At 35.1% G+C, this 14,628-nt stretch carries 15 protein-coding genes; all 15 read left to right on the plus strand.

Annotated features, from left to right (window positions below; translation table 11 throughout):
* Positions 1-15: 15 nt before the first annotated feature.
* The 15 genes from PSR12_RS03300 (at position 16) to PSR12_RS03370 (ending at position 14,619) form a co-directional block, all read left to right on the plus strand.
* A complete protein-coding gene (locus PSR12_RS03300; RefSeq protein WP_274771608.1) occupies positions 16-429 on the plus strand; it encodes a TIGR03826 family flagellar region protein in 414 nt (137 codons plus the stop codon).
* 121 nt (positions 430-550) lie between these two features.
* Positions 551-811 carry a flagellar biosynthesis anti-sigma factor FlgM gene (gene flgM, locus PSR12_RS03305; RefSeq protein WP_054549755.1) on the plus strand — a complete coding sequence of 87 codons (261 nt, stop codon included), beginning with the start codon at positions 551-553 and terminating at the stop codon, positions 809-811.
* Positions 812-838: 27 nt separating this feature from the next.
* Entirely contained in the window at positions 839-1,339 is a 501-nt protein-coding gene (locus PSR12_RS03310; protein ID WP_274771609.1) for a flagellar protein FlgN, read from the plus strand.
* 16 nt (positions 1,340-1,355) lie between these two features.
* Complete coding sequence (gene flgK / locus PSR12_RS03315) at positions 1,356-3,017, plus strand: flagellar hook-associated protein FlgK (protein ID WP_274771611.1); 1,662 nt, start codon at positions 1,356-1,358, stop codon at positions 3,015-3,017.
* A gap of 26 nt (positions 3,018-3,043) precedes the next feature.
* Complete coding sequence (flgL, locus tag PSR12_RS03320; RefSeq protein ID WP_274771613.1) at positions 3,044-4,351, plus strand: flagellar hook-associated protein FlgL; 1,308 nt, start codon at positions 3,044-3,046, stop codon at positions 4,349-4,351.
* A gap of 117 nt (positions 4,352-4,468) precedes the next feature.
* Positions 4,469-5,029: a DUF6470 family protein gene (locus tag PSR12_RS03325; protein ID WP_274771615.1), complete on the plus strand. Its 561-nt coding sequence runs from the start codon at positions 4,469-4,471 to the stop codon at positions 5,027-5,029.
* Between the two features lie 13 nt (positions 5,030-5,042).
* Positions 5,043-5,486 carry a flagellar assembly protein FliW gene (gene fliW / locus PSR12_RS03330; RefSeq protein ID WP_274771617.1) on the plus strand — a complete coding sequence of 148 codons (444 nt, stop codon included), beginning with the start codon at positions 5,043-5,045 and terminating at the stop codon, positions 5,484-5,486.
* Positions 5,487-5,705 carry a carbon storage regulator CsrA gene (gene csrA, locus PSR12_RS03335; protein ID WP_274771619.1) on the plus strand — a complete coding sequence of 73 codons (219 nt, stop codon included), beginning with the start codon at positions 5,487-5,489 and terminating at the stop codon, positions 5,703-5,705.
* A gap of 209 nt (positions 5,706-5,914) precedes the next feature.
* Complete coding sequence (locus tag PSR12_RS03340) at positions 5,915-7,624, plus strand: flagellin N-terminal helical domain-containing protein (RefSeq protein ID WP_274771621.1); 1,710 nt, start codon at positions 5,915-5,917, stop codon at positions 7,622-7,624.
* A 182-nt stretch (positions 7,625-7,806) separates the two neighbouring features.
* Positions 7,807-9,636, plus strand: a complete 1,830-nt coding sequence (locus tag PSR12_RS03345) for a motility associated factor glycosyltransferase family protein (protein ID WP_274771622.1) — start codon at positions 7,807-7,809, stop codon at positions 9,634-9,636.
* Positions 9,633-10,631: an NAD-dependent 4,6-dehydratase LegB gene (locus tag PSR12_RS03350; protein WP_274771623.1), complete on the plus strand. Its 999-nt coding sequence runs from the start codon at positions 9,633-9,635 to the stop codon at positions 10,629-10,631. Before PSR12_RS03345 ends, PSR12_RS03350 begins: the two co-directional genes overlap by 4 nt.
* Positions 10,628-11,782 (plus strand): LegC family aminotransferase, encoded by a 1,155-nt coding sequence (locus tag PSR12_RS03355; protein ID WP_274771625.1) that lies wholly within the window; start codon positions 10,628-10,630, stop codon positions 11,780-11,782. The genes PSR12_RS03350 and PSR12_RS03355 overlap by 4 nt, the downstream gene beginning before the upstream one ends.
* Positions 11,783-11,785: 3 nt before the next feature.
* Positions 11,786-12,913 (plus strand): UDP-N-acetylglucosamine 2-epimerase, encoded by a 1,128-nt coding sequence (neuC, locus tag PSR12_RS03360; RefSeq protein WP_274771626.1) that lies wholly within the window; start codon positions 11,786-11,788, stop codon positions 12,911-12,913.
* Positions 12,910-13,977, plus strand: a complete 1,068-nt coding sequence (neuB, locus tag PSR12_RS03365) for an N-acetylneuraminate synthase (RefSeq protein ID WP_274771628.1) — start codon at positions 12,910-12,912, stop codon at positions 13,975-13,977. Before neuC ends, neuB begins: the two co-directional genes overlap by 4 nt.
* A 12-nt stretch (positions 13,978-13,989) precedes the next feature.
* Positions 13,990-14,619 (plus strand): PglD-related sugar-binding protein, encoded by a 630-nt coding sequence (locus PSR12_RS03370; RefSeq protein ID WP_274771630.1) that lies wholly within the window; start codon positions 13,990-13,992, stop codon positions 14,617-14,619.
* The last annotated feature ends 9 nt before the right edge of the window (positions 14,620-14,628 follow it).

The following is a 14,628-nucleotide window of genomic DNA, read 5'->3' on the forward strand; positions in this document are numbered from 1 at the left end:
GAGGAGGAAAGGCCAATGGCAGAGGTTCGTAATTGTCCGAAATGTAATGAGTTTTTTAATTATACAGGAGTCCGAGAAGTGTGTCATAAGTGTGCACAATCAGAGGAGGAGCTTTATCAAATCGTTTATCGTTTCTTACGTAAACGTGAAAACCGTGCGGCAACTGTAGAACGTATTGTAGAAGCCACGGGAGCAGATAAAGACTTACTATTTAAATGGGTCCGTAAAGGCCGTTTACAGCCAGCAATGTTCCCGAATCTAGGCTATCCATGTGATAACTGTGGCCATCTAACGACGACAGGAAAGCTCTGCTCGAAATGTCAGGATGAATTAAAAGCAGACTTACGGACATTTGATGCTGCCAAAGAGTTTCGCCAAAGTGTTGAGGAACGTGAGAGAGTAACCTATCACTCAGAGCGTAAACGTTAATTACTCCAAGTGTGTTAATTTTAAACAAAATTAGCACACTTTTTTCTATGTGAAAACTTAACATTATGTGAGACAATCCGAAATAATAGTAAGATAGGATTTAGAGATGGGGGGTATTGAAATGAAAATTACATCTTATGGAGTTAATGCAGTAAACGCCTATAAAAACCAAGTACGCAATGTGAAATCAAATACAAACAAGGCATCTTTCGCCGATAAAATTGAAATTTCAAAGGCTGCACAAGAAATGCGAGGTGTTTCAACATACAGTTCGGAGCGGGCAGACCATGTTCAACAGTTGAAAAAGGATATTGCTTCTGGGGAATACAAAGTAGATGCGCGTAAAGTGGCAGAGGATATGCTGAAATATTATCGTTTCTAGGGAATAGCAGAAAGGGTGTATAACGATATGTCTGTAGAAGCAATTAGTTCTACACTAACAATGCTAGAGAGAATGCATAAAAGCTTACTCGAACTAGCCTTTAAAAAAACAGAAATTATTAAAGCTGGCGATATCGAAGCGCTAGACCAATTGCTCAAGGATGAGCAGGCGCACGTAGCAGCCATCGATAAGCTCGAGCAACAGCGTCAGAAACAGGTAACGGACTACCTTGAAGCAAAGGGACTTGCTTCAGCTGACAAAACAACTGTCGCGGATGTCATCGAGGCTACTGAACAACAAGCTGACAAAGCAACACTATCAGCAGTTCGCGAACGTTTAATGCAAATTATTAATGACCTACGAAAACAAAATGATCTAAATCAAAAACTCGTTTTCCAATCCTTACAAATCGTCAACCTAACATTAGATGCAGTAAGACCTCGTACAGAGCAAATGAACTATTCCAGCAACGAGATCCGAGGCACAAACAATATAGCTAAAAAATCATATTTCGATTCACAAGCATAACAAGGGAGGAAGAAACATGCGCTCAACATTTATGGGCTTAGAAGCTAGCAAACGTGGCCTCTTCACTCAGCAAACTGCTTTATATACAACAGGTCACAATATTTCCAACGCCAACACACTAGGCTATTCTCGTCAACGAGTAAATATGCAAGCAACACCAGGTTTTCCAACTGCCGGACTAAATTCACCTTCATATCCTGGTCATCTTGGGACGGGTGTCGAAGCAACATCTATCCAACGTATTCGCGATGAGTTTATTGATCGCCAGTATCGTCAAGAAACGAATAAGTTGGGGTATTGGGAATCAAGAACGAAGGCTATTTCTCAAATGGAAGATGTCCTCTCGGAACCATCAGAATTTGGTATTAATCAAGCTTTTAATGATTTCTGGAAAGCTTTAGAAGATGTTGGGGCTAATCCTGAAGACACTGCTGCACGTAAAGTGGCACTTTCTAAAGCACAAGCTTTAGCTGAAGCCTTTAATTACAATGATACTCAGTTAAAAGCTATCCAACAAAATTTAGGCAATGAAATCAACGTTTCTAAAAACAATATTAATTCCTTGTTAAAACAGATTGCTGCAATAAATAAGCAAATTCAAGAGGTTGAGCCAAATGGATATGTTCCTAATGATTTATATGATGCACGAGATGTGTTAGTCGATCAATTAAACGAATTTATCCCTGTATCAATTGAAAGGGTTCCATCAGGTGGGCTTGCTTCAGATGTTGCTGAAGGAAGTCTAACTATAAAGTTTACTCCCTATCCAAATGGGGATCCAATTACATTAGTGAGTGGAAAAAATTATGTGGAAATTTCGATTACAGGTAATGAGGCTGATAAGGATATTAATGGCGACTCGCTATCAAATGTTTTTAAGCAAATAAATGTTTCTAAACTTGGTGAGCCACCTGTTAAACCAATACCTAACGATCCTGATAGTGAAACTATCTCATACGATGAGTTAGAACCATCGAAGGGAAGATTTGTTTCACTTATTGATTCGTATGGTTATGAACAAACTGTTGCTGGGGTAACTACAGTAAAAGGACTCTACCCAGAAATGCTTGCGGAATTTGATAAATTGGTCAATTCCTTTGCACAGCTCTTTAATGCTATGCATGCGGAAGGGTATCAATTAGATGGTAAAAAGGCAGAGGAACCTGATTTATTTATAGGTGCAGATCCTTTAACTGGTAAATTTACAGCTGCATCCATAAAAGTTAATGAAAAGATTGTGAAGAGCCCTTCTCTATTAGCTGCTTCAAGCGGTGAAGGAGAAGAAGGGAATGGTAAATGGGCAATTGAATTAGCTAACTTGCAAAAATTTAATTTCGATGATAGTAAAGCTGGGACAACCCAACAGTTTATGAATAAAAATGTAGATATACCTGGTGATATAGGATTATCAGGAGCCACTTTCCAATCCTATTACCAAGGGATGATTGGACAAATGGCTGTAGATGGTCAAGAATCTATTCGACTACAAACTAACTCAGAATCACTCTTATTAAATGTGGCAAATAATCGTGCCTCCATGAGTTCAGTATCACTTGATGAAGAAATGACGAACATGATTACATTCCAGCAAGCTTATAATGCGAATGCTCGTATGATCACAGTGGTAGATGAAACATTAGATAAAATTATTAATGGCATGGGACGAGTTGGCTTGTAAGTTAAATTTGAAGGGGGTATTAATTAATGCGCGTTACACAATCAATGCTATCAAGCAATATGCTTCGAAACCTAAACGCTAGTTATAGCAAAATGTCTAAATTACAGAATCAGATTGATTCTGGAAGAAAAATAACTCGTCCTTCAGATGATCCAGTTGTGGCAGTAAAGGGAATGAGTTATCGAACTTCTATTGATAGAGTTGAACAATATAAACGTAATATTGGGGAGGCAACCAACTGGCTTGATACAACAGATTCTACTCTTGGAGAAGTTGGGGAGGCGCTGAACCGTGTAAAAGAGCTTGTTATTCAAGCGGCCAACGATTCAAATACAGCAGATGATCGAGAAAAAATAAAAGCAGAAATTGATCAAATCCGTGAACAGATACGTGATTTAGGTAATACACAAGTAGGTGGTAAGTATTTATTTACAGGGACAAATACACAAAAGCCACTGTATGTGGATGTAAAATATTATGATCATGAAGCAATTCAAAAACATTATGATACATTACAAGTAAATGTAACAGATTCAGAAGCAGCTCATGATGCGGCAATTGCAGGAGCTGATACTCCACCTACTCCGGAACAACAGGCTGAAATTGATGCATTGTATACTAAAATGGTAGACGCACAGGATGCTTTAGCTGAATTTGATACGGCTTCTGGGAATGACACAACATTTAAGACATATTTAGAAGATGGAAAAATCCCCATGAAAACAGGTAGAGTTTTAAATGGCACATATTTGGATAAAGACAATAATCTTGTAAATCCTTTTGATAGTTTTAAAGATATGACGCTGAAAAAAGCAGATGGCACGACTCAAACTTTACCATTGTTTAATGAACCTAATGGACCAACTTTAACTAAGCAGGATCAAGACGTTAAAATTGAAGTATTTGATAATATTCAGTTATCAGTTAATGCAGTTGGTTTTGAATTGTTTAATCAAGTTGATCAATTTATGAATAAAATATCAGAGGCTCTGAAAGCAGGCTCTGACACAAATAATGCTACAGATATTAGTGATTTACTTGGTGGGGTTATCAATATAGATGATCCTTCAGCTAAGGGTACGGATTTTTCAGATGTTCAGGCTGCCTTACTTGCTACTCGGGCAGAGGTCGGTGCAAAGCAAAACCGTTTGGAAATGATGGAAAATCGATTAGATATCCATAAAATAAATATTACAAAACAATTATCAGAAAATGAAGATGTGGATTATTCAGAAGCAATTACTGAAATGGTTACAGCAGAGTCAATTCATCAAGCTGCTTTATCAGTAGGTGCAAAAATTATTCAGCAGACTTTAGTTGATTTTATAAGATAAATATTTAATTAGTTAATTAAACTTCGAATATCTTCTGAAGGTGAAATGTAAGTAATTTCAGAACAAAGCGCTTGAGTATCGTCTACTCAAGCGCTTTGTTGAAGGAGAAAGAGTATTATGAAGATTCCTCAAATACAAATCAATATAACTGACATTAAAATGGAATACACTGTACAGGATCCAGTCCAAAAAATTCAGCAGCCTAAAGCGTCTCAAAGTATAGAGCAGCCTGCAGCAATCTTAGAAATTAATACAACTAGAGGAAAATTAAAAATAGATTCTTCGCAAGCACGACGAGATTTAGGTTTGATTGGTCCTTTAGAATCCTCTAAAAATTTTGCTGAGGAAGGAAAACAAGAAAATCTATCAGGAATAAAGCGTCGAGTGACTGAAGGTAGGCAAATAATGCTTCAATCTGGAAAAGAGCAAGGCCGTAGCACTATTCAGAATATAGCAAAACAAAATCATGGACCTACACGTCCTGGACCGTACAATATAAAATTTGTACCTTCAATCGGATCGGTAAAAATAGATTACACACCAGGTACAACAGACGTTCATATTGAACAGCAAGCACCTAAAATTGAACATAAGGTGAACAAGCCAAGTATCGACTATACACCTGGAAAAGTAAGTGGGACAATGGTACAAAGACCAGATGTTGATGTAATGGTGTAAAGGAGTGCTATAAATGAAAATTAAAACAAAATTTTTAGGTGAAATAGAAATTAATTACGATGATATAGTGAAATTTAACGAGGGATTACCTGGTTTTAGAGATGAACAAGAGTTTATCTTAATCCCTTTAGATGCAGATATCCCTTTACTAATACTACAATCCGTGAAAAATGCAGAAATTGGTTTTATATTAGCATATCCATTTGCTTTTAAAGCTGATTATGCTTTTGAGATTAGTGAGGAAGACAGAAATGATCTCCAAATCGAAGAAGAACAGGATGTTGTAGCTTATTCTATTGTCACAATGAATGAAAAATTTGCAGACTCCACACTCAATCTATTAGCACCAGTTATTATTAATATTAATAAACGGCTTGGCAAACAAATTGTGTTATTAGATAGTGCACAATACCCATTACGCTTTCCAATGCAACCTTTGGAAGGAAGTGCAAAATAAATGTTAGTGCTTTCACGAAAAAAAAATGAGTCTATCATGATTGGGGATAATATAGAAATAAAAATATTAGCTATAGAGGGAGACCAAATAAAAATTGGAATAGTAGCGCCCAAAGCAGTTAAGGTACACCGTGCAGAAATTTTTGAAGCCATTAGGGAACAAAACAGAGCGGCATTAAATGTTGTACCGAGTTTTATAGACCAGCTAAAAAGAAAATAATTGTTTACCCGTACTTATTATGAAATTCTAAATAATAGGTATTATGAGAGTTTATTGGAGTGCATAAAAAATATAAAAATATTTTTTAAAACTATTAAACATTGCGATTCTAATACGATATAAAGATTGTTAGGCAAGAGGAAACTTTTGCTATACATATTCCACACGGATGTGGGATGCACAATACACTATTCAAGGAGGAATTCCAAATGAGAATTCAACACAATATTTCTGCGTTAAATACGCACCGTAATCTTGCGTTCAACAACACGCAAACTTCTAAAGCTTTAGAAAAATTATCTTCAGGTTACAAAATCAACCGCGCTGGAGACGATGCTGCTGGTTTAGCAATCTCTGAAAAAATGCGTGGACAAATCCGCGGTTTAGATATGGCTTCTAAAAACGCACAAGATGGTATTTCTTTAATCCAAACAGCTGAGGGTGCACTTAACGAAACACACTCAATTCTACAACGTATGCGTGAGTTAGCAGTACAAGCTGGTAACGATACAAACACAACAACAGACCGTGAAGAAATTCAAAAAGAGATTAACCAATTAACTTCAGAAATCAACCGTATCGGTAACACTACTGAGTTTAATACTAAAAAATTAGTAAACGGTGACCTTTCTGATAAATTTGTTACAAAAGCAGCAACAACAACATCTGCTGCTAAGATTACACGTGAATTAGCACAAGATGGTACAGTTCAAGTTGGGGCGGATCCAATTTCATGGACTGGCACTTCTAAAGCTGACATTGATGTAAAGCTTGGTACAGTAACAGACAATGGTACTGATTTAGCGAAATTAGCTACAAGTGTTGGCAATTCAATTAAAGTGACTCGTAATGGTGATAAATTTGAAGTAGATATTTCTATCACAGATACTACTGGCAAGACAACTACTGTATCTGCTGCTCAAGTATCATTCACTGCTAGTACAGGTAAATACTCTTATGATAGCCAAGGTGTATCATTCGAGTTTACAAAAGAGGATGCAGCAAACTGGGCAAATGGCGATTCAGTAACATTAAATTTAAATACACTTGCTGGAGCAGGGAATGATGTTTCAAATAAGACACAAAGTACAGTAGCAAATAAACAAGATTTCACTACTAATATGGACTCCAATGGTACAGCAGCATCTATTACAGGTGGTATTACAGTATCTAACTCGAAATTTGCTGATCTTGGACAAGTAAAAATTGAGCAAAATACGGGTACAAGCTCGGCAAAAGTTACACTTCAAACAGCTTCTGGTGGTAAGTTAGCAGAATATAATTTCTCACTAACAGCAGGTGCGACACTAAACTTTAATGCTGATGGTGTTAAATTTGACTTTAAAGGAGCAGAAGTAGGAACTTCAGCAGTTACAACAGTAGATGGTACATTTAAACTTAACACAAAATCTGTTACTGAAGAAACAGCTCCTTCAGTGGCAACACCAGCAGAAACAGATGATCGTTCACTGAAATTCCAAATTGGTGCAAATAAGGATCAAGCAATTGCTGTCTCATTAGGTGATATGCGTGCTAAGGCATTAGGTATAACAACAACAGGTACTGATGAAAAATTTGGTGTAACAGATGGAACTGACAGTACTATTACAGAACAGGCTTTAGATATTACTTCGCATGAAAATGCAGCAAAAGCTGTAAAAACTTTAGATGATGCGATTGCTAAAGTATCTTCTGAGCGTTCAAAATTAGGTGCTGTTCAAAACCGTTTAGAACACACAATTAACAACTTAGGTACTTCTTCTGAAAACTTAACAGCTGCTGAATCTCGTATCCGCGATACAGATATGGCTGCTTCAATGATGGAATTCACGAAGAATAACATTCTAACACAAGCAGCTCAATCTATGCTTGCACAAGCAAACCAACAACCACAAGGTGTTCTTCAATTATTAGGTTAATAAATAACAATTCTCTAAAAAAGCTACTTCATTTTGAAGTGGCTTTTTTTAAGTAATTAATAGAAGTATAAGAAAACTTTTGAGCTTATTCATAATATGCTAAAATAACCGATATAAAAAGAGTTAAGTATTGTTAGATGAGTAAAGGTTTATGAAGGTTTATGAAAAGGGTGATAATAATCATGTTAATCGAACAAAATATAGAAAACTTAAACATACATACAAAATGGCACTGGATAAGTGAACCAACAGGAAAACAAAAATTGGTATTTTTGGGTAAAACCGATAAAGGTGAAGAAGTATTTCGAAATGAAGTAGGGGAAGTCATTGCTTTTCAAGATGTATTTGATTCTAACTATGAGTGCAACTACAATAAGCGCCAAATAATTTTTATTATAGGAATTACATCTGTAAAAGAAATTAATGAATTAATTCGTAAGGAGAATCAACGATCTATTTTTATTATAATTGAGCCAAATATGGATTTATTTTCATATACCTTACACCATAAAAAATTAAATATGTTTAAAAAGGAATCTGTTATTTTATTTAATGATGAAAATTGGCAAAATTTAAATGAATTTTTGCAGAATTTTTTTCAAATCATTCATCACATAGCGTATGCTAAAAATGTAAAAATATATTTAACTTCTTATTATCGCAAATATGAAGTGAATACTGCTAAGTCTATTGCTGAAACACTTAGAAAAGTAATTACTTCTGCAGTTCGTATGTATGGAAATGACCCAGAAGATAGTTTAATTGGATTACGGCAAAACTTAGAGAATTTAAAATGGGTATTACAGTCCAAGGATATTACGAAATTAAAAGATAGATATAGTGGTAAACCTGCTATTGTAGTAGCGGCAGGACCTTCGCTAAATAAAAATATCCACTATTTACATGAATTGAAAGGTAAGGCAGTTATTATTGCTGTTGATACAATTGCAGCACGTTTAATAAAAGACGGAATTATTCCAGATTTTATCTGTTCTGTAGAGCGAGTAACAGAAACATATGACTATTTTTATCAAGATAAAAATTACCCAAAAGAGATGACCTTAGTAGGACCTCCATTGTTGGATAAACGAGTATTTGAGGAATTTCCAGGAAATATGCTACTAGCTATGCGAGCAGGTGTAGGGGAATACTTTTGGTTGGGGTCATTATTAGAGTTGAATGATGATAGCCTTATTATGATGGGACATTCCTGTGCCCATGTAGCATTTGGAATGGCTGTACAATTAGGTTGTGCACCAATTATACTGATCGGACAAGATTTGGCCTACGGGAAAAATGAAAAAGAGACACATGCCTCAGGTACTTTATATGACAAAAAAAATATGATAAAAATGGAAATTATGTACACGGAGGGGTATTATGGTGGACAAGTAGCCACAACAAGTACATGGTTGATGTTTAAATATTGGTATGAGGCAGAAATTGGAAAGCATAATCTACAAGTAATTAATGCAACTGAGGGTGGCGCAAAGATAGAGAATACGATTTCAATGGGATTAAAGGAAGCAATAGATAAATATTGTGTCAATGATATTGAGGATATTAAGGAAGTTGTCAATCTATTACCAACCTATCAAATTGAAAAAGCAAAATTGATAAGAAAATTACAGAAGGAAGTCCAGTTGTTTAATGACTTAATAAAAATGAGTAATCAGTATATGGACTTTCTAGATAATTTAAATATTGACAAACAAATTTTCCATAAAAAGAGTGGTTTTTTCATAAAGCAATTAGAAAAGTATGATGAATATGTAAGACAATTATACCAACATCCATTATGTGTTCATAATATGCAAGCAATGATTATTAAAACACAATGGGATTTAATAGCTGTTGAGGAAGTTGTTAGTGTTGAAAATTTGCTAAAAAAGAGAGATATACAAACGAAAATGGTTATATCTGTAATATCTATTAGTGAGCAAATTCTTCAAGCTATTCAAAATGCTATCACAATATTAGAAAATCAAAAGAGACAAGAGGTGAAATTATGACAAGAATTTTAGTGACAGGTGCTGATGGGTTTATTGGTTCTCATCTAACAGAAACATTAGTGCAGCTAGGCTACGATGTTCGAGCATTTGTATATTATAATTCCTTTAACTCATGGGGATGGCTTGATCAATCCCCAAAGAATATTAAATCACAATTAGATATTTTTTTAGGTGATATTCGTGACCCTTATGGTGTAAAGGAAGCTATGAAAGGTTGTACACATGTTTTAAATTTAGCAGCATTGATCGCAATACCATATTCATATCATTCACCTGCGACATATGTAGATACAAATATTATTGGGACATTAAATGTCGTGCAGGCTGCAAAAGAATTAGATGTAGAAAAAGTTGTTCATACATCTACAAGTGAAGTATATGGTACTGCTTTGTATGTGCCAATTGATGAGGCCCATCCACTACAGGGGCAATCTCCATACTCAGCTTCAAAAATAGGGGCTGACCAAATGGCTTTATCATTCTATCGATCTTTTGATACACCTGTATCTATTATTCGTCCCTTCAATACTTATGGACCACGTCAATCGGCACGTGCTGTTATTCCAACGATTATTAGTCAATTGGCTAGCGGGCAAACAACTATTAAATTAGGTGCTATTAGTCCAACACGGGATTTTAATTATGTAAAGGATACGGTTCAGGGCTTTATTTCTATAATGAACTCGAACAAATCAATTGGCGAAGTAATTAATATTGGGTCCAATTATGAAGTTTCAATTGGTGAAACAGCAGAGATGATTGCAGATATTATGGGTGTCAATTTAACGATTGAAACAGATGAACAGCGTTTACGCCCTGAAAAAAGTGAAGTGGAGCGGTTATGGGCGGAAAATAAAAAAGCAAAAGAGTTATTGGATTGGCATCCACAATATGGAGGAAAAGGCGGTTTCCGTAAAGGCCTGCAAGAAACAATAGAATGGTTTACAAATCCTAAAAATTTATCTCAATATAAGGCAGATGTTTATAATATATGAATAAACAATGGAGAGAGTTTGCAGAAAACATTAAACGGTTATATGGAAGGGATTTTGTTGCTTTACATGAGCCGACGTTTAATGAAAAAGAAATAGAATATGTAACAGACTGTATCAAAACAGGCTGGGTATCATCAGTTGGCTCCTATGTGACACGTTTAGAGGAGGATTTAGCAAAATTTGTAGGAGTAAAACGCGCAGTAGCTGTTGTTAATGGAACAGCAGCGTTGCATATTGCTTTAAAAGTTGCAGGTGTAAAAGCAAATGATGAAGTGTTGATGCCTTCACTTACATTTATTGCAACTGCGAATGCTGTGTCTTACCTACAGGCTATTCCGCACTTTGTAGATGTGAACATGGAAACTTTAGGTGTTGATCCATTTAAGCTAGAAAAATATATTGAGGGAATGGCTGAGCTACGAAATGGTGAACTATATAATAAGCAAACCAATCGTCGTATTAAAGCATTAGTGCCGATGCATACATTTGGTCATCCCTGTATGATAGATGAACTTGTTGCCTTATGTGATCAATATAAACTTGTTCTTATAGAAGATGCAGCAGAATCATTAGGTAGTTATTATAAAGGAAAACATACGGGTAGTTTTGGCAAGTTGAGTGCTATTAGTTTTAATGGCAACAAAATTATTACAACAGGTGGAGGTGGAGCAATTCTTACAAATGATGAAGAACTTGCTGATTATGCAAAGCATTTAACAACGACAGCAAAGGTTCCACATCGTTGGGAGTTTGTACATGATGAAATTGGCTTTAATTATCGAATGCCTAATATAAACGCTGCACTTGGATGCGCACAGCTTGAGAAGCTAAGTGATTTTCTCAAACAAAAGCGTAAATTAACACCTGTCTATGAAGATTTACTAGCAGATATTGAGGGAATAAGTTTATTCAAAGAACCTATAGATACGAAAAGTAATTATTGGTTACAAGTAATCTTATTGGATAAGCAATGTAAACGTAATAAAGTTTTAAGTTTTTTAAATGAGCAAGGTGTAATGAGCCGTCCAATATGGACACCAATGCATGAAATTAAGATGTATAAAGAATGTCCGCGGATGGATTTATTTATAACAGAACAACTAAAGCAATGTGTAATTAATATTCCAAGTACGCCAATAAGTGAGGGTTAGAGCGTGAAAAGAAAGATTTGTGTTGTGACGGGGACGAGGGCAGAGTATGGTCTTTTATTTCCTTTAATAAAAAAGCTTCAACAAGATGCTACTTTTCAAATGCAATTGTTAGTGACAGGAGCACACTTATCTCCGGAGTTTGGGGAGACTTACAAGCAAATCGAGCTTGATGGCTTTATGATTGATGAGAAAGTAGAAATTCTATTATCAGCAGATACTGTAACAGGTGTAGTAAAATCAATAGGACTTGCTACAATTGGCTTTGCAGATGCGTTAGCCCGCTTACAGCCTGATTTAATTATTATTTTAGGTGACCGTTTTGAAATGCTAGCTATTGCTCAAACAGCTTTAATTATGCAAATTCCTATCGCACATCTCCATGGAGGAGAATGTACATTTGGAGCATATGATGATGCGATTCGTCATTCTATTTCAAAGATGGCAACATGGCATTTTACAAGTACAGAAGCGCATCGTAAGCGTGTCATACAGCTTGGCGAATCTCCTGAGAGAGTATTTAATGTGGGAGCGACAGGGATTGAAAATATTGTGAATTTACAACTAATAGATCGAGATAATTTATTTGAACAATTGGAACTAGATAAAAAACTCCCCATGTTTTTAATTACATATCACCCTGAAACAAATGGTGACACAAAAGGGATTTTTGAACTTTTGAGTGCTTTAGAAAATTACTCAAATGTCAACTTACTTTTCACGAAAGCTAATGCAGATAACGGTGGACGTATGATTAATGAAGCGATACTTCAATTTTTATCAAAACATAATAATGCAAAGTTATATGATTCGCTAGGACAATTGAGATATTTAAGTGCTGTAAAGCATGCTGAGGTAGTAATAGGAAACTCTTCAAGTGGATTAGTTGAAGTACCCTATTTGGAAACACCAACAGTTAATTGTGGAATACGTCAAAAAGGTCGTGAATACCCGAATTCCGTATTTAATACTTCCCTTTGTGCAAAAGAAATATACTCTACCATTGAAACGGCTTTACAGTTTAATGAATCGTATAAACATATTTATGGAGATGGATCAACCTCTCATGAAATAATAACCATTTTAAGAAGTTTAACTTCATTCTCTATTCAAAAGGAGTTTTTTGATTTATGAGTAAAACATATATTATTGCAGAGGCTGGAGTAAATCATAATGGTTCATTAGAGTTAGCATTAAAATTAGTTGAGGAGGCTGCAAAAGCAGGAGCTGACGCAGTCAAGTTTCAAACATTTAAGTCAGAGAATGTCATAAGTAAAAAAGCTGAAAAAGCAGATTACCAAAAAAGTACAACAGATATTTCAGAAACTCAATTAGAAATGGTTAAAAAGCTAGAATTATCATATGAGGAATTTGTGATTATTGCCGAACATTGTATCAAGAATAATATCATATTCTTATCGACTGGGTTCGATAATGAAAGCTTGGATTTTTTGAATGAGGTTTTGGATATTCCATGGATAAAAATTCCTTCAGGAGAGGTTACTAATGCACCTTTAATATTAAAGGCGGCACAAACCCATAAAAATATTTTATTATCTACAGGAATGTGTACGATAGAAGATATTCATAATACAATGTCAATTATTTACTACGGGTATACAAGAAATAGTACTCCGGCTAATTTTGAAGAAGTAAAGAGAATCTATGAAACTGAAAATAAGGATATATTAAAAGAAAAAGTGACGATATTACAATGCACAACAGAATATCCAACACCAATTGAAGACTTAAACTTAAAATCAATACAATTTTTGTCAGATACATTCGGAACTAAAGTTGGGTTGTCGGATCATTCAGAAGGGATTATAGCCCCTTCAATAGCAGTTGCTTTAGGAGCTACTGTAATAGAAAAGCATTTTACATTAGATAAAAACATGGAAGGTCCAGACCATAAAGCATCCATTACTCCTAGCGAACTTCGACAGTTAGTTGAAATGATTCGTTATACTGAGAAAGCATTAGGGTGTAATGATAAAAATGTAGCCTTTTCTGAGAAAAATAATATACGTATAGCGAGAAAAAGTTTGGTTGCAGCTAATGATATAAAAGAAAGTGAAATATTTACAGAACATAATCTAGCTATAAAGCGCCCAGCAGAAGGAATTACTCCCTTATTATATTGGGATTTAATAGGGCGAGAAGCTAAGAAAAATTATGGAAAAGATGATTTAATATAAGAGGAGAAAGCAATGGAGAAAAAACTATATATTTTTGGAACATCAGGTTTTGCGAGAGAGGTTGCTGATATTGGCCTACTTTTAGGATATGATATTAAATTAATAGGATTGACACCAGGTGTAGATGAGATTTCAGGATTTGAAATTATAAGTGAGGACAATGTACTGAATTTAGATTTCCAAAATAGTGTATTTTCGATTGGAGTAGGCGAAGGAGAATTACGTCATAAGATCTTTAGCAAATTCCCCAATTTAAACTATCTGAATTTAATACACCCAAGTGCATCAATGGGAACAGCTCAATTAGATCAAATTAATAGACAAAGAGGAAACATAATATGTGCAGGTGTAAGATTTACTAATAATATAGTTGTAGGTGATTTTGGAGTTTATAATTTAAATGTTACAGTAGGACATGATTGTATAATAGAAGATTTTGTAACTATTAGCCCAGGTGCAAATGTTTCAGGAAATGTACATATTAAACAACAGAGCTATATAGGAACAGGATCTACAATTTTGCAAGGTCAATCCTTAGAGAACAAACTAATAATAAATGATTCGGCAACTGTGGGAGCAGGTGCTGTGGTTGTTAAAGAAGTACAAGCACACACAATTGTAAAAGGAATCCCAGCAAAATAGAGGTATGGC

Origin of the sequence: Lysinibacillus sp. G01H, assembly GCF_028872195.1 — a bacterium.
Taxonomy (GTDB): Bacteria; Bacillota; Bacilli; order Bacillales_A; family Planococcaceae; genus Lysinibacillus; species Lysinibacillus capsici.

Excerpts from the sequence above, each read along its gene's own strand:
- PSR12_RS03300 (WP_274771608.1), top strand. The coding sequence starts at position 16 with ATGGCAGAGGTTCGTAATTGTCCGAAATGTAATGAGTTTTTTAATTAT.
- flgM (WP_054549755.1), top strand. The coding sequence starts at position 551 with ATGAAAATTACATCTTATGGAGTTAATGCAGTAAACGCCTATAAAAAC.
- PSR12_RS03310 (WP_274771609.1), top strand. The coding sequence starts at position 839 with ATGTCTGTAGAAGCAATTAGTTCTACACTAACAATGCTAGAGAGAATG.
- flgK (WP_274771611.1), top strand. The coding sequence starts at position 1,356 with ATGCGCTCAACATTTATGGGCTTAGAAGCTAGCAAACGTGGCCTCTTC.
- flgL (WP_274771613.1), top strand. The coding sequence starts at position 3,044 with ATGCGCGTTACACAATCAATGCTATCAAGCAATATGCTTCGAAACCTA.
- PSR12_RS03325 (WP_274771615.1), top strand. The coding sequence starts at position 4,469 with ATGAAGATTCCTCAAATACAAATCAATATAACTGACATTAAAATGGAA.
- fliW (WP_274771617.1), top strand. The coding sequence starts at position 5,043 with ATGAAAATTAAAACAAAATTTTTAGGTGAAATAGAAATTAATTACGAT.
- csrA (WP_274771619.1), top strand. The coding sequence starts at position 5,487 with ATGTTAGTGCTTTCACGAAAAAAAAATGAGTCTATCATGATTGGGGAT.
- PSR12_RS03340 (WP_274771621.1), top strand. The coding sequence starts at position 5,915 with ATGAGAATTCAACACAATATTTCTGCGTTAAATACGCACCGTAATCTT.
- PSR12_RS03345 (WP_274771622.1), top strand. The coding sequence starts at position 7,807 with ATGTTAATCGAACAAAATATAGAAAACTTAAACATACATACAAAATGG.
- PSR12_RS03350 (WP_274771623.1), top strand. The coding sequence starts at position 9,633 with ATGACAAGAATTTTAGTGACAGGTGCTGATGGGTTTATTGGTTCTCAT.
- PSR12_RS03355 (WP_274771625.1), top strand. The coding sequence starts at position 10,628 with ATGAATAAACAATGGAGAGAGTTTGCAGAAAACATTAAACGGTTATAT.
- neuB (WP_274771628.1), top strand. The coding sequence starts at position 12,910 with ATGAGTAAAACATATATTATTGCAGAGGCTGGAGTAAATCATAATGGT.
- PSR12_RS03370 (WP_274771630.1), top strand. The coding sequence starts at position 13,990 with ATGGAGAAAAAACTATATATTTTTGGAACATCAGGTTTTGCGAGAGAG.